The following is a 14510-nucleotide window of genomic DNA, read 5'->3' on the forward strand; positions in this document are numbered from 1 at the left end:
GGCCGCAGGGCGGCTCGGATGAGGGGGAGGCCGGAGGCGGATGTGACGTTGGCGGTCGAGCAGGCGGAATCCGCCCCCTCATCCGTCATGCTCCGCACGACACCTTCTCCCCCGAGGGGAGAAGGGAAGAGGTTCCGACTACTCATCGCGCGTGTTCCACTTCCGCCCGGTGCGCGACAGCAACAGGTCCGCCGCCTCCGGTCCCCAGCTTCCGGCCACATAGTCCAACGGTTTGAACCCGGCCCCCGACCAGGCGTCGGCCACCTCGTCCACCCATTTCCACGCCTGCTCAGCCTCGTCGCGGCGCACGAACAGGGTGCTGTCGCCGTGCATGGCGTCCAGCAGCAGGCGCTCATAGGCGATGCGGCGGCGCGGCGGCGCGGCGCCCTTGCCGTCCACCCCCCAGGACAGGCTCATCTTGATCGGCTGCAGCTGCATCCGCTGATCCAGCCCCGGCTTCTTGTTCATCACCGACAGCGAGATGTCTTCCTCGGGCTGCAGCTCGATGACCAGGCGGTTGTCATAGATGTCCCCGCGCTCGCCGTGGCCGAAGATGGAATGGGGCACCGGCTTGAACTGGATGACGATCTCGGTGCGCTTCTCGGGCAGACGCTTTCCGGTGCGCATGAAGAAGGGCACGCCGGCCCAGCGCCAGTTGTCGATGTCGGCGCGGATGGCGACGAAGGTCTCGGTGTCCGAGGGCTGGCCGCGCTCTTCCTCATAGGCCTTGGCCGGCTGGCTCTCGACGGCGCCGGCGACATACTGGCCGCGCACGGTGACGCGCTCGGCCTCCTCCGGCGCGATGGCGCGCAGGGACCGCAGCACCTTGACCTTCTCGTTGCGCACCGAGTCCGGGTCCAGGTCGCTGGGCGGCTCCATCGCCACCAGGCACAGCAGCTGCAGCATGTGGTTCTGCAGCATGTCCCGCAGGGCGCCGTACTCGTCGTAATAGGGCCAGCGCTCGCCGACCCCGACGGTCTCGCCGACCGTGATCTGGACGTGATCGACCGTCAGATTGTTCCACAGCGGCTCGAAGATGGTGTTGCCGAACCGCAGGGCGATCAGGTTCTGCACCGTCTCCTTGCCCAGGTAGTGATCGATGCGGAACACCTGCCGCTCGTCAAAGGCGTGGGCCACGGCGTCGTCGATTTCGAGGAAGCTTTCCAGATCGCGCCCGACCGGCTTCTCCAGCACGATGCGGCAGTTTTTCTCGGCGAGACCCGCCGCCTTCATCGCCGTGACGATGCGGCCATAGAGAGAGGGCGAGACCGCCAGAAAAGAGGTCGTCTCACCGTCCCCGGCCCTGGCCTTCAACGGCTTCAGGCTCTCGGGATCGGTGGCGTCCACGGCGAAGTAGTCGAGACGGGCCTTCATCCGCGCCCAGCTGGCCTCGTCCCAGGCGTCGTCGGCCTCGGCCTTGGCCTTCACCGCCTCATGGACCTTGGCGACATAGGCCTGGGCGCTTTCAGCCGATCGCGCCGCGCCGATGATCTTCAGGTCGTCCGGCAGCAGGCCGTCGTGGTCGAGGAAATAGAGCGACGGCAGCAGCATCCGCATGGCGAGGTCGCCGCCTCCGCCGAACAGAATGAGAGCCGCCATTCGCGCTTTCCTCCATGACCCCGGCCTGCGGGGTTGCGTCTTAAGGTCTAGCTATCGTCCTTGGCCGGTTGCGCGCGGCGGGCCAAGACGTCCAGCACGTCCTGAAACACCATGTTACGCGCATGGAGCAGGACCAGCAGGTGATAGATCAAATCCGCCGACTCGCTGGCGAGTTCCGCCTCATCGCCCGCAGCCCCGGCCAGAGCGGTTTCCACGCCCTCTTCGCCGACCTTCTGCGCTGCGCGTTTGGGCCCCTGCGCCATCAGGCGAGCGGTCCAGCTGTCGTTGGGGTCGGCCTGCGCCCGGACGTGGATGGTGCGCTCCAGCCGCGCGATGCGGCCCACGCCCGGCGCATCCTCGTCGCCGAAGCAGCTGACGCGGTTCAGATGGCAGGCGTTGCCGACGGGGCGCACCTTCACCACCACGGCGTCGCTGTCGCAGTCCGGCGTCACCGAGACGACGTTGAGGAAGTCGCCGGAGGTCTCGCCCTTCCTCCACCGCCCGCCGCGCGAGCGCGAGAAGAAGGTGGCCTGGCCGCTGTCCAGCGTCTCGCTCAGCGCCGCCTCGTCCATATAGGCCAGGGTCAGCACCTGCAGGGTGTCGGCGTCCTGCACCACGGCGGGGATCAGGCCGCCGCCCTTCTTGAAGTCGATGGAGGCGATGTCGATAGTGGCAGCCAGGGTCATTTGTCTTGTCCGCTCATCCCCGCGGAGGCGGGGACCCAGGTTTGAGCCATCTGACTGACGGCGGCCTTGTTTGCGAAACCCAAGGCGTGGCGTTCGTCGCCAAAGCCTTGGGTCCCCGCCTCCGCGGGGATGAGCGGAAGGTGGGCGGTCATATCCTCACCTCCACGCCCTGCGTGTCCAGATAACGTTTGAGATCGGGAATCGCGATCGCGCCCGAGTGGAAGACGCTGGCGGCCAGAGCCCCCGACACGTCGGCCTCGATAAACACGTCGCGGAAATGCTCGACCGCCCCGGCTCCGCCCGAGGCCACCAGCGGAATGGTCAGCCGCCTGCGCGCCTCGGTCAGTTGTTCGAGGTCATATCCGCGCCGCACCCCGTCCTGATCGATGCAGTTCAGCACGATCTCGCCGGCGCCGAGGCCTTGCGCCTCGACGATCCAGTCCATGGTCAGCTTGCCGGCCCCGCGTCGGGCATTGGGATCGCCGGTGTATTTGTGCACCCGCCATTCGCCGTCCTGAAAGGCGCTGTCGACGCCGACGACGACGCATTGCCGGCCCAGCCGCGCGGCCATCTCGCCGATCAGCTCGGGGCGCTCCAGCGCTGGCGAGTTGATCGACACCTTGTCCGCTCCGTGGTCGAGGCAGCGCGCCGCCTGATCCACCGTGCGGATGCCGCCCGCGACGCAGAACGGGATGTCCAGCAGGCGGGCGATGTCCTGCACCCAGCCATAGTCCAGCGTCCGCCCCTCGGGGCTGGCGGTGATGTCGTAGAAGACCAGTTCGTCGGCGCCCTGATCGCGATAGCGCGCGGCCAGTTCGGCGGCGTCGCCCATGTCGACGTGGCCCTCGAACCGCACGCCCTTGACCACACGTCCGTCCTTGACGTCGAGGCAGGGGATGATGCGCCGGGCGGTCATTGGACCGCCCCTATGCAGGCGTGGACGGTCATTGCGCCACGGCCTTCAGGGCTTCGGCGGCGGTGAAACGGCCCTCATAGATGGCGCGCCCGACGATGGCCCCGTCGCAGCCCAGGTCGCGCGCGGCGATCAGATCGTTCAGCGACGCCACCCCGCCCGAGGCCTGGATTTTCAGTTCTGGCCGACGCGCCAGGGCCTCGCCCAGCAGGTTGAGATTGGGCCCGGTCAGGGCCCCGTCGCGGCCCACGTCGGTCATCAGCACATGGGTCAGCAGATCGGACGGATAGCGCTCCAGCACGCTCCACAGATCGACCCCCGCCGACTGGGTCCAGCCCTTCAGCGCCGGCACCGGAACCCCGTCCTCATATTTGACGTCCAGCGCCAGGGTGATGCGCTCGGAGCCGAACCGCTCCAGCCAGGCCAGCACCGCGTCGGATTTCGTCACCGCCAGCGAGCCGACCACGACGCGGCTGACGCCGGCTTCCAGCAGGCGCTCGACATCGGCCTCGGAACGCACCCCGCCGCCCGACTGGATCTTGACCGGGTTTGATGCCGCCAGTTCGCCGATCAGGCCATGCTGCATGGCGCGCCCGGCCTCGGCGCCGTCCAGATCGACGATATGGACCCAGGCGGCGCCTTCGCCCGCAAAGGCGGCCAGACGCGCGGCCGGAACCTCGTCATAACGGGTCACCTGATCGAACCGCCCGTGCATCAGGCGCACGCAGACGCCGTCCTTAAGGTCGATGGCGGGATAGACGATCATGCGGGCAACTCGAGGAAGTTCTTCAGGATACGGGCGCCGGCGGCCGCAGACCGTTCCGGGTGGAACTGGCAGCCCCAGCGGTTGGCGCTGTTGACCACGGCGGGGACGGCGATGCCGTAGTCGGCGGCGGCGAGGGTCGCCGGACCGTCGGGACAGACGAAGCCGTGGACGAAATAGGCCCAGTCGCCGGACCGGATGCCCTCCAGCAACGGATCGGCACGGCGGATGTTCAGGCGGCTCCAGCCCATGTGTGGCGAGGGTCGCGACGGGGCGGGGGCGATGGCCTCGACCCGACCGGGGATCAGGCCCAACAGGTCGGCGCCCCCATCTTCGGCGCTGGTCTCGAACAGCAGCTGTTGGCCCAGGCAGACGCCGAGCAGGGGACGCTTGAAGCGCCGCAGCGGCTCGACCAGACCCAGGGCGTCCAGGCGCTGCATCGCATAGCCCGCCGCGCCGACGCCGGGCAGGATGACCCGCTCGGCCTCATCGAGATCAGCGGGATCGGCGGTGATCCGAACCCGCGCGCCCAGCCGCTCCAGCGCGAACCGCACCGAGGCCACATTGCCCGAGCCGTAACCGATCAGGGTGACGTTCATTTCCCTTCTCCCCTTGAGGGAGAAGGTGGGCGCCGGAGGCGCTCGGATGAGGGGGAGGGCTCAGCGCGCGCGACGGCCGATGTCGAGAACGCAGCCGGCGTCCCCCTCATCCGTCTCGCTCCGCGAGCCACCTTCTCCCTCGAGGGGAGAAGGGAAATAACGCCGCTCATCACAGCACCCCCTTGGTCGACGGCACCACATCGCCCTCGACGCGGATGGCCTGGCGCAGGGCGCGGCCCAGGGCCTTGAACACGGCCTCGGTCTTGTGGTGGTCGTCGTCGCCCGTGACCGTGACGTGGATGGCCGCGCCCAGGTTTTCGGCCAGAGACCGCACGACGTGGGCCGTCAGGTCGGTGCGATAGTCGCCGATGAAGGGCGTCGCGAACCTCCCCTCGAACACCGGATAGGGGCGCCCTGACAGGTCGATGGAGACCGCCGCATTGGCCTCGTCCATTGGCAGGACAAAGCCGTAGCGCTGGATGCCCTTCCGCTCGCCCAGCGCCTGCTTCAGGGCCTGACCCAGGGCGATGGCGCTGTCCTCGATGGTGTGGTGCGGATCGGTGTGCAGGTCGCCCTCGCACGACAGGCGGATGGAGAAGCCGCCGTGCGCCGCCACCTGTTCGATCATGTGGTCGAAGAAGCCGACGCCGGTGTGGATCGTCACCGGCCCGGCGCTGTCCAGATCGACGGCGCAGACGATGCGCGTCTCTTTCGTATCGCGCACGGCCTGACCGACGCGGGTGCGGCGCACCTTGGGCGCGGCGGCCCCCAGGGCCACCAGCAGTCGGTCGTTGACCTCGGGCTTCAGCGACACCGGCAGACGCACACGATCGCCCGCCGCGTCGGCGCCCAGACCAAAGCGGCGCAGGTCTTCTATGACCGCCGCGGGATCGGACGGACGGGCGAGGATCACCGGCCCGACCCCGGCCTCCAGCGGCATGACGCGCGCCAGGGCCTCGACGACGCGGGCGCGTTCGCGCTTCACGCCGTCGATGCGCTCGGCGGTCTCGATCATCCGCGACGGGTCCAGGGCCTGCATCGCCAGCCGCACCGAGACCTCGGGCAGGGCGTAGGGCTCCAGCACGCCGGCCAGCCGCGCCAGCGTCTGCCCTTGCGCGACCGCCGCGCCGACCCGCGCCCCGGCCAGGCCATAGGCCAGCGACAGGCTGCGCAGGACGATCAGGTTGGCGTGGTCCTTCACGACGGTGGCGGCGGACGGAGCGTCGGCGAACTCAACCAGGCCTTCGTCCACGACCAGCAGGGCCGGGGCCACACGTTCGGCCATCTCGGCGACGGCCTCGGGCGAGCCCAGGGCGCGGATGACGACGGCGGCGGGTTCGGCCCCTTCAGCGGGTCGGGCGTAGAGCGCCGCCAGTCCCAGATAGGGCTCGGCTTCCGGCGCCTGAACCGTTTGTCGGTCCCGCGCGGCCAGACGCCAGACCAACTCCAGTCCGTGCGTCAGGCCCCGCACCGGCAGCACCTGATCGGCGCCGACGCCGTAAATCTCGGCCAGTCGCGCAGCCAGTGCGGTCGGGTCGGCTGGATAGCGGTCCAGACCTTCGCCGCCGGACACCAGCGGCGGATAGGGGGCGGGAAGCGTCATCGGCGATCCTCCCCTGCGCAGCGGGGGAGGGGGACCATGCGCAGCATGGTGGAGGGGGCGGAAACGGACATGACGGCGGGGCGGGCTTCAAGCGGGCGCGACCAGAGCCGCCCCCTCCACCGCCTGCGGCGGTCTCCCTCCCCCGTCCTACGGGGGAGGATCAAGCGAGAGGCGCTCATCCTTCCGTCCTCAGATCGGCCGCCCGCGCGTGGGCCTCCAGACCTTCCATTCGCGCCAGGCGGGCGGCGATGGGGGCCAGGGCGGCGGCGCCGGCTTGAGTCACCGTCTGCACCGACATGGTGGTCATGAAGCTGGCGGTAGTGATGCCGCCCAGCGTCCGCGCCCCGCCGTCGGTCGGCAGGACGTGGCTGGGCCCGGCGGCGTAGTCGCCGAGCGTTTCCGCCGCCCACTGGCCGACGAAGACGGCGCCGGCGGCGGTGATCCGGTCCACCAGCCGTTCGGCCTCCTCGGCCTGGATCGACAGGTGTTCGGGGCCGTAGAGGTTGGCTACCGCGCAGGCCTCGGCCATGTCGGCGACGCGGATGGCGCGCGCCTGTTGCAGCGAGGCGCGGGCGATGGCGGCGCGGGGCAGGGTCTCCACCTGGCGCTCCACCTCGGCGAGGATCTCGTTCAGGGCGGTGCCGCTGTCGGACACCAGCAGAACCTGAGCGTCGGCGTCGTGCTCGGCCTGGCTCAGCAGGTCGGCGGCGACAATCTCGAAGTCGGCGTCGCGGTCGGCGATGACCAGCAGCTCCGACGGCCCCGCCGGCATGTCCTGAGCCGGTCCGCCGGGCAGCGACGAGGCGTAACGCTTGGCCTCGGCCACATAGGCGTTGCCGGGACCGAACAGCTTGTCGACCGGCGCGATCACGCCGTCGTCCAGTTCGACGCCGAACGTCAGCGCCGCAATCGCCTGCGCCCCGCCCAGCAGCCACAGCTCATCGAGACCCGCCTCAGCGGCGGCGACGATCATGGCGGGGTGAACCGAGCCGTCCTTCGAGGGCGGGGTGACGGCGACGCGCCGCCCGACCCCGGCCACGCCCGCTGGAATGGCCAGCATCAGCAAGGATGAGAACAGCGGCGCCGTGCCGCCGGGCACATAGAGGCCGGCCGAGCCGATGGGCCGCCAGACTAGCTTCGACTTCACGCCCGGCGTGGTCTCGATGAAGGCTGTGTCCTCAGGGCGCGTCGCGGCGTGGAAGACGCGCACATTGTCGGCGGCGACCCGCAAGGCCCGCGCGGCGGCAGGCGGCAGGTCGGCGCGGGCCTCGGCGGCGGCCTTTTCGGTGATCGCAACCCGGCGCGGCGCGGCGCCGTCCAGCTTGACGGCCCAGTCGGTCACGGCGGCCCCGCCGCGCGTCTGCACGTCGTCAAAGATCTCGCGCACCACGCGGGCGACGCCGCCCTCGGTGCGCTGCTGCGGGCGGGCCAGCGCCGCCCGACGCTCAGCCGCGTCCAGCCGGTTCCAGTCGATCCGTTTCATCACATCATCTTCTCGATGGGCAGGACCAGAATGGCCGAGGCCCCGGCCGCCTTCAGCTTCTCCAGCGTCTCCCAGAAGACGGCTTCCTGACAGACGGCGTGGACGGCCACGGCGTCGTCGCGGCCCGACAGGGGCATGACGGTCGGCGAGCCGGCGCCGGGCAGGATGGCGGTGATCTGATCCAGGGCCGAACGCGGCGCGTTCAGCATGACGTACTTGGCGCCCTGCGAGGAGACCACGCCGGCCATACGCTCGATGATGCTGTCCAGCAGGTGTTGCAGCCCGGCCTCGGGCGCGGTCGGCGCCTTGATCAGGACCGCCTGGCTGTCCAGCACGGTTTCCTTGGAGATCAGACCATTGGCCTCCAGCGTCGCCCCGGTCGAGACCAGATCGCAGATGGCCGAGGCCAGCTTCAGCCGCGGGGCCACCTCGACGGCGCCGCGCATGGTGACGATGTCGGCGCCGACGCCGTTGTCATCGAGGAAACGACGAAGGATCTTGGGGTAGGAGGTGGCGATGCGCAGCCCCTCCAGCGACGACGGACCGGCGTAGTCCAACGTCGGCGGCACGGCGATCTTCAGCGTGCAGCGGCCAAAGCCCAGGGGCATGACCACCTCGGCGTTCGGCCCGCCGTTCCTGACCTCCTCCAGCACGTTCTCGCCGACGATGCCGAGGTCGCAGACCCCGTCCGCCACGAAGGTCGGAATGTCGTCGTCGCGCACCCGCAGCAGGTCGATCGGATAGTTCTCGATCCGATACAGCAGGTCGTTGTTGCCCTTGACGACCCGCAGGCCGGCGTCGCGGACCAGGTCGAGGCTGCGTTCGGCCAGACGGCCGGATTTCTGGACGGCGATGCGAAGCCGCCCCTGTACGGTGCTCATGATGGTTTACTCAGGCTTTCTGCTTCAGGCGGTCCAGCACCAGGCGATAGCCCTGGTGCGGCATGTCTTTGAGGGAGCGCGCGACGCGCACCACGGTGGTCGGACTGGCGCAGGCGTCGACCGCGATCTCGCGATAGGTCTTGTCTCCGCCGTCCAGCAGCCGCGCCACCTGCCACCGCTCGGCGAAGGCGCGCAGTTCGGCGGGGGTGCAGAGGTCGGACAGGAAGGCGTCGGCCTCCGCCCGCGTCTGCAGCGAAAGCAGGGCGTCCAGCAGGGCGGTCTTGGCGGCGTCGGTGCTCATGCCGCGTTCCATTATGCTGTAACAATGGAACGGTCAAGCGCTGCCGGGACCGGGTCGGCCTAAATCCCGTCCGAGGCTATGGCGACGCCATCTCGCCGCTCAGCACGGCCCGTCCCGAGCGGCGATCCCAGCTGTCGATGATCTCCAGGGCGGCGCGCGCATGCAGGTTATCGCGCGTCTCGCCGGTGGCGGCGCGAATGGCGCCGGGCGTGGCGTTGAGCCGTTCGGCGAAGGCGCGGTTCAGCCGGGCCTTGCTGGCGTAGCCGCAGCTCTTGGCCACCTCAACGATCGGCGGTCCCGCCGGCGAGGAAACCAGAAGCCAGGCGCGTTGCAGCCGGCGCTCGTCGATAAAGCGCGCGACCCCGCCATAGGGGGCGAAGGTGCGATAGAGGGTGGCCCGCGACACGCCCAACTGGGCGGCGATCCAGGCCGGGGTCAGGACGGCGTCCTGCAGATGATCGTCGATGATCGCCTCGGCGCCGACCTTCAGCGGCACCTCCTCACCGCGAGCGCGGCTGGTGTCGGTCAGGGCCAGCCCCAGCATGTCCATGGCGCCGCGGAACACGATCGACCCCTGGGCGGGGGTCATCCGCCGCGAGTCCTCCCAGAGCCTGTGGACCGTGCTGACGAGGACGCGGGCCAGAGGGTGGTCGGCGCGGATTTCGCAGCCGTGCAGATCGAGGTGGCGCGCCTCCTTGGGCAGCAGGCTGCGCGAAATGACGATCATCATGGAGGTGTAGTCGACCTGGGTCAGGACGACCGGCTTCTTCAGGTCCAGCACCAAGATGTCGCCTTCGCGCAGGCGACGCCCCGACCGCGTCGGCGTCACATCGGCCACGCCCGCTTCGATCATGACGATAAAGAGCTGGTCTGCCCCGGTCGCCGCGATGCGGGCCGCGTCGCGATGCAGGGTCGCCGCGCCGCGCAGACTCGAACGGGAAATGACGCCGTCGGGCAGAACCACGGTCTCGGCCGAATAGTCGAAACCGGGCTGGGCGGCGGTGCGCTCGGGGTCCAGGTAGAAGGCGAAGGCCACGGACTGCGCCGCGCGCCGCATCAGGTCCCGCATCTCCTCGCCGGGCAGGCGGACATGACGAACACGGGGAATGGGCTGCTCGAACCGCAGCTCTCCGCCGGAGGTGTCCAGGGCGCCGTTCATGGCGGCTCAATGACCGAGGTTACGCCAGAGGCCAAGCGGTTTTCCTCGCCGTGAGACACATTCGCGGCATTCGCCCGTCTGACGAGACGTTTTCCGGGCGACGCACGAGGCCTCTCGCCACCTGCGACTCGTCGCTCTATCTGTCAGGCCATGACCAAGGTTCTGATTATCGGCGCGGGACACGCGGGCGGCTCGGCGGCGGCGCTGCTGAGGCAGTATGGCTTTGACGGCGAGATCGTCCTGGCGGGCGAGGAGGCGGCGGCGCCCTATCAGCGGCCGCCCCTGTCCAAGGCCTGGCTGAAGGGGGAGGCGGGTCTTGAGGACCTGCTGCTGCGCCCCGAGAGCTTCTACGCCGAGCAGAATATCGACCTGCGCACCGGCGTCGTCGCCACCGCCATCAACGCGGCGGCCAGGACCGTGACCTTCGCCGACGGAGCGGTCGAGCCCTACGACCTGCTGATCCTGGCCACCGGCTCCATGGCGCGCAAGCTGGCCATCCCCGGCGCGGATCGGCCTGACCTTATGGAACTGCGCACGCTGGAGGACGCTGAGCGGCTGAAGGCGGCGCTTGCTCCCGGCAAGCGGCTGGCCGTGGTCGGCGGCGGCTATGTCGGGCTGGAGGCCGCAGCCTCGGCCCGCGCCCTGGGCGCAGAGGCGGTGGTGATCGAGCGCATGGACCGGGTGCTGGCCCGCGTGGCCTCGGAAACCCTGTCGGCCTTCTTCACCGATCTGCACCGCCGCCACGGCGTGGAGATTCTGACCGACGCCGAGGTCTCCGGCTTCGAGGACGCCGGCGTGCGTCTGGCTGACGGCCGTCTGATCGCGGCGGACGCGGTCCTGGTCGGCGTCGGCGCCCTGGCGCGCGAAGCCCTGGCGCGCTCCGCCGGTCTCCGTTGCGAAAACGGCGTGGTGGTGGACGAGACCGCTCGCACCAGCGACCCTTCCATCTACGCCATCGGCGACGTGACCCACCGGCCCATCCCGGTCCACGGCGGACGGATGCACCGGCTGGAAAGCGTGCCCAACGCCCTGGAGCAGGCCAAGCAGGCCGCCGCCGCCATCGTCGGCCGCGCCGCCCCGGCGCCCGAGGTGCCGTGGTTCTGGTCCGACCAGTATGATGTGAAACTCCAGATCGCCGGCCTGCCCTTCGACGCCGACCGTCAAGTGGTGCGCGGCGACCCGGCGACAGGCGGCTTCGCCGTCTTCCACCTGAACGGCGACCGCATGGTCTGCGTCGAGGCCGTCAATGCACCCGCCGAATTCATGGGCGGGCGCCTGCTGATCGGCAAGGCGACGCCGGTGGAGGCGGCTCTGCTGGCCGACCCCGCGATCTCGATCAAGGCAGTGGCGAAACCGGCCTAGGCGGCGATCGGATGACGGCGGTGTGACATCCTCGCCGCAATTGCGATTTAGTCGCAGAAACTGGATTGCCGCAGGGGGTGAATCTGCTATTGCGAGCGGATCGCATTATCACTGACGGGTTCCTCCCCCATGTCCGACGCTCGTTCCTCCGCCCTCAAGGCGCTTCTGTTCGCTTCCAGCGCAGCCGGCATGCTATGCGCCTCGCCCGTTCTGGCCGCTGACGAAGCGCCGATCGCCACGGCGGACGTGACCCAGGACGCCACGACCCTGAGCGCCGTCGACGTGCACGGCCAACGCGCCAAGCGCGAACCCAAGGACCCCCAGTTCGTCGCCCCCCTGCTCGACACGCCGCGTTCGGTCACGGTCATCCCGCAGCAGATCATCGAACAGACCGCCGCCACCTCCCTGCAGGACATCCTGCGCACCTCGCCGGGCATCACCTTTGGCGCGGGCGAGGGTGGTCAGCCCTTGGCCGACCGTCCCTTCATCCGCGGCCAGGCCTCGGGCAACAACATCTTCGTCGACGGCATCCGCGACACCGGCGGCCAGCAGCGCGAAGTCTTCAATCTGGAGCAGGTCGAGGTCATCAAGGGACCGGACTCGGTCTATTCGGGTCGCGGCTCGGGCGGCGGCAGCATCAACCTGGGCTCCAAGGCCCCGCGCCTGCAAAACTTCATCCGCGGCTCGGCTGGCGCCGGCACCGACAACTATGCGCGCGGCACGATTGACGCCAACTGGCAGGTCAGCCCGACCGCCGCCATGCGCTTGAACCTGATGGCCGCCCAGGGCGATGTCGCCGGCCGCAACGCGGTCGACTTCGACAAGTGGGGCGTCGCCGCCGCGGTCGCCGCCGGCCTCGGCACGCCGACCACCGTGACCGCCAGCTACTACCACCTCGACAGCAATCAGATGCCTGACTACGGCATCCCGCTCTACACCAAGCTGGGCGGCGCCAATGCCCCGCGCCCCGACGCCTCGGGCGTCCTCGACGTGCCCTATGACAGCTTCTATGGCCTGAAGGCGCGCGACTATCTGAACAACACGGTCGACACCCTGACCCTGGATGTCGAGCACCGCTTCAGCGACACGCTCGCCCTGCGCAACGTCACCCGCTATTCGCAGACGCTGAACGACTACATCGTCACCAACCCCGGCGACGGCGGCGCGGCGCAGAACATCAACGGCGTCTGGTGGATGAAGCGGGGCCTGAAGTCGCGCTGGAATCCGACCGAGACCCTGGCCAACGTCACCGACCTGCACGGCTCCTTCCTGACCGGCGCGATCAAGCACAACTTCGACCTGGGTCTGGAGCTCTCGCGCGAGAAGAACCGCAACGCCGGCTATACCGTCACCACCCTGACCGGCACGGCCTGCCCCGCGCCCCTGACGGGCCTGGACTGCACGCCGGTCTATGACCCCAACCCGAACGATCCCTGGACCGGCACGGTCACGCGCGGCAACGTCAGCCACAACACGACCGACACCCTGGGTCTCTACGCCTTCGACTCCATGGCGTTCGGCGAGAAGTGGATCCTGAACCTCGGCCTGCGCTGGGACGACTATTCGGTCGAGGGCGCGGACTGGGTGAACGTCGGCACGCCGGCCGTTCCCACCCTGACCCCGCGCAGCGGCGACTGGGACTTCGTCAACTACCAGGTCGGCCTGGTCTACAAGCCGACGGCCAACAGCAGCCTCTACGCCTCCTGGGCCACCTCCTCGACGCCGCCGACCATCTCGGCCGGCGACCAGAACAACGGCAGCGGCCTGGGCACGGGCAATCTGGCGACAGAACTGCTGGACCCGGAAGAGACGGAAAGCTTCGAGATCGGCGCCAAGGCCAACCTGTTCAACGACCGCCTGGCCCTCAGCGGCGCCCTGTTCAAGACCGTGCGCAAGAATGCTCAGATCCAGGTGTCCGCAGGCGTCTATGAGCAGGCGGGCGAGGCTCAGGTTCAAGGCCTCGAACTGGGCGTCTCTGGCAACCTGACCAGCAAGTGGCAGGTCTTCGGCGGCTATACCTGGATGGACAGCGAACTGGTCAGCGGAGCCTACAACAGCGTCAACGTCGGCGAGGCCCTGGCCAATACGCCCGAGCACAGCGCCAGCCTGTTCACCACCTACCGCCTCATGCCCCAGCTCAGCCTCGGCGGCGGCGTCTATTATGTGTCCAAGTCGTTCGGCGGCAATCAGGGCGGCGCCGGCGGCGGCGCCAACCGCATCTACGCCCCCGAATACACCCGCCTGGACCTGTTCGCCGCCTACGACATCAACGACCGCGCCTCGCTGCAGTTGAACGTCCAGAACGCGGGCGACGAGGAATACATCATCCGCACCAACGGCGTTCACCACGCCGACGTGGCCCCGGCCCGTTCGGCCATCCTGACGCTGAACCTGCGCTACTAAGAAGCCGCGTTTCGCGCCATTCTGTCGGCCCCGTCGTTCGCCTGAGCGGCGGGGCCGATGCGCATCTGATCGAGGCTACCATGCTGCTGCACATCCCCGAGGTCTTCACCAAGGCCGAAGTCGCCGCCCTGCGCCGGACCCTGGACGCCGGTCCCTGGGCCGACGGCAACATGACCTCGGGCCATCAGTCGGCCACCGCCAAGAAGAACCAGCAACTGCCGGAGGACAGTGCGCAGGCGAAGGCGGTCTCGGCCCTGATCGTCCAGGCCCTGAACGCCAACCCGATGTTCGTTTCGGCGGCCCTGCCGCACACGATCTTTCCGCCCCTGTTCAACCGTTACGAGGGCGGCGGCGAGTTCGGCCTCCACGTCGACAACGCGATCCGCCAGAGAGGCGATCTGCGCATCCGCAGCGACCTCTCGGCCACCCTCTTCCTGTCCGAGCCCGAGGACTACGACGGTGGCGAACTGATCATCGAGGAGATGTATGGCAGCCAGTCGGTCAAACTGCCCGCCGGCGACCTGGTCCTCTATCCGTCCAAGAGCCTGCACCGCGTCACGCCGGTCACGCGCGGCGCCCGCGTCTCCAGCTTCATGTGGCTGCAAAGCCTGGTCCGCGACGACGCCGACCGTGAAAGCCTGTTCCGCCTCGACGTCGCCACCCAGCGAGTGAACCTCGACAAGGGACCGAAGGATCAGGCCGTCATCGAACTGACGGGCCTCTATCACAACCTGCTGCGACGCTGGTCGGAGGTCTAG

Annotated in this window: 13 protein-coding genes; 3 read left to right on the forward strand and 10 right to left on the reverse strand. The window is 69.1% G+C overall.

From position 1 onward, the window contains the following. Positions 1–138: 138 nt before the first annotated feature. The 10 genes from zwf to P0Y52_01260 all read right to left on the reverse strand — a co-directional run bounded on the left by zwf (position 139) and on the right by P0Y52_01260 (position 9987). The gene (gene zwf, locus P0Y52_01215) at positions 139–1599 is read right to left on the reverse strand and encodes a glucose-6-phosphate dehydrogenase (protein ID WEK58184.1); all 1461 of its coding nucleotides are present in this window, start codon (positions 1597–1599) and stop codon (positions 139–141) included. A gap of 47 nt (positions 1600–1646) precedes the next feature. Then, complete coding sequence (gene hisIE, locus P0Y52_01220; GenBank protein ID WEK58185.1) at positions 1647–2285, reverse strand: bifunctional phosphoribosyl-AMP cyclohydrolase/phosphoribosyl-ATP diphosphatase HisIE; 639 nt, start codon at positions 2283–2285, stop codon at positions 1647–1649. A gap of 148 nt (positions 2286–2433) precedes the next feature. Next, the gene (hisF, locus tag P0Y52_01225; protein ID WEK58186.1) at positions 2434–3201 is read right to left on the reverse strand and encodes an imidazole glycerol phosphate synthase subunit HisF; all 768 of its coding nucleotides are present in this window, start codon (positions 3199–3201) and stop codon (positions 2434–2436) included. A 28-nt stretch (positions 3202–3229) separates the two neighbouring features. After that, positions 3230–3964 carry a 1-(5-phosphoribosyl)-5-[(5-phosphoribosylamino)methylideneamino]imidazole-4-carboxamide isomerase gene (gene hisA, locus P0Y52_01230; protein ID WEK58187.1) on the reverse strand — a complete coding sequence of 245 codons (735 nt, stop codon included), beginning with the start codon at positions 3962–3964 and terminating at the stop codon, positions 3230–3232. Further along, entirely contained in the window at positions 3961–4560 is a 600-nt protein-coding gene (gene hisH / locus P0Y52_01235) for an imidazole glycerol phosphate synthase subunit HisH (protein ID WEK58188.1), read from the reverse strand. Before hisH ends, hisA begins: the two co-directional genes overlap by 4 nt. A 169-nt stretch (positions 4561–4729) precedes the next feature. Beyond that, positions 4730–6163, reverse strand: a complete 1434-nt coding sequence (gene hisB, locus P0Y52_01240) for an imidazoleglycerol-phosphate dehydratase HisB (protein WEK58189.1) — start codon at positions 6161–6163, stop codon at positions 4730–4732. Between the two features lie 175 nt (positions 6164–6338). Then, complete coding sequence (hisD, locus tag P0Y52_01245) at positions 6339–7646, reverse strand: histidinol dehydrogenase (protein ID WEK58190.1); 1308 nt, start codon at positions 7644–7646, stop codon at positions 6339–6341. Then, positions 7646–8527 (reverse strand): ATP phosphoribosyltransferase, encoded by an 882-nt coding sequence (gene hisG / locus P0Y52_01250; GenBank protein WEK58191.1) that lies wholly within the window; start codon positions 8525–8527, stop codon positions 7646–7648. The genes hisD and hisG overlap by 1 nt, the downstream gene beginning before the upstream one ends. Before the next feature lie 10 nt (positions 8528–8537). Continuing rightward, positions 8538–8828: a YerC/YecD family TrpR-related protein gene (locus tag P0Y52_01255; protein WEK58192.1), complete on the reverse strand. Its 291-nt coding sequence runs from the start codon at positions 8826–8828 to the stop codon at positions 8538–8540. A gap of 76 nt (positions 8829–8904) precedes the next feature. Next, on the reverse strand, positions 8905–9987 hold the full coding sequence (locus P0Y52_01260) for a helix-turn-helix domain-containing protein (protein WEK58193.1): 1083 nt from the start codon (positions 9985–9987) through the stop codon (positions 8905–8907). 150 nt (positions 9988–10137) lie between these two features. On the opposite strand from P0Y52_01260, the gene P0Y52_01265 reads away from it, so the two are divergent. From P0Y52_01265 to P0Y52_01275, 3 genes are all read left to right on the forward strand, one after another. Further along, positions 10138–11349 (forward strand): FAD-dependent oxidoreductase, encoded by a 1212-nt coding sequence (locus P0Y52_01265; GenBank protein WEK58194.1) that lies wholly within the window; start codon positions 10138–10140, stop codon positions 11347–11349. A gap of 129 nt (positions 11350–11478) precedes the next feature. Beyond that, positions 11479–13752 carry a TonB-dependent siderophore receptor gene (locus tag P0Y52_01270; GenBank protein WEK58195.1) on the forward strand — a complete coding sequence of 758 codons (2274 nt, stop codon included), beginning with the start codon at positions 11479–11481 and terminating at the stop codon, positions 13750–13752. Positions 13753–13832: 80 nt separating this feature from the next. After that, on the forward strand, positions 13833–14510 hold the full coding sequence (locus tag P0Y52_01275) for a Fe2+-dependent dioxygenase (protein WEK58196.1): 678 nt from the start codon (positions 13833–13835) through the stop codon (positions 14508–14510).

The sequence above is a fragment of the Candidatus Brevundimonas phytovorans genome, assembly GCA_029203145.1.
In the GTDB taxonomy this organism is placed as follows: Bacteria; Pseudomonadota; Alphaproteobacteria; order Caulobacterales; family Caulobacteraceae; genus Brevundimonas; species Brevundimonas phytovorans.

Coding starts and splice junctions, on each gene's coding strand:
- zwf (WEK58184.1), bottom strand. CDS start 1,599: ATGGCGGCTCTCATTCTGTTCGGCGGAGGCGGCGACCTCGCCATGCGG.
- P0Y52_01275 (WEK58196.1), top strand. CDS start 13,833: ATGCTGCTGCACATCCCCGAGGTCTTCACCAAGGCCGAAGTCGCCGCC.
- P0Y52_01260 (WEK58193.1), bottom strand. CDS start 9,987: ATGAACGGCGCCCTGGACACCTCCGGCGGAGAGCTGCGGTTCGAGCAG.
- hisB (WEK58189.1), bottom strand. CDS start 6,163: ATGACGCTTCCCGCCCCCTATCCGCCGCTGGTGTCCGGCGGCGAAGGT.
- hisH (WEK58188.1), bottom strand. CDS start 4,560: ATGAACGTCACCCTGATCGGTTACGGCTCGGGCAATGTGGCCTCGGTG.
- P0Y52_01265 (WEK58194.1), top strand. CDS start 10,138: ATGACCAAGGTTCTGATTATCGGCGCGGGACACGCGGGCGGCTCGGCG.
- hisIE (WEK58185.1), bottom strand. CDS start 2,285: ATGACCCTGGCTGCCACTATCGACATCGCCTCCATCGACTTCAAGAAG.
- hisG (WEK58191.1), bottom strand. CDS start 8,527: ATGAGCACCGTACAGGGGCGGCTTCGCATCGCCGTCCAGAAATCCGGC.
- hisA (WEK58187.1), bottom strand. CDS start 3,964: ATGATCGTCTATCCCGCCATCGACCTTAAGGACGGCGTCTGCGTGCGC.
- P0Y52_01255 (WEK58192.1), bottom strand. CDS start 8,828: ATGAGCACCGACGCCGCCAAGACCGCCCTGCTGGACGCCCTGCTTTCG.
- hisD (WEK58190.1), bottom strand. CDS start 7,646: ATGAAACGGATCGACTGGAACCGGCTGGACGCGGCTGAGCGTCGGGCG.
- hisF (WEK58186.1), bottom strand. CDS start 3,201: ATGACCGCCCGGCGCATCATCCCCTGCCTCGACGTCAAGGACGGACGT.
- P0Y52_01270 (WEK58195.1), top strand. CDS start 11,479: ATGTCCGACGCTCGTTCCTCCGCCCTCAAGGCGCTTCTGTTCGCTTCC.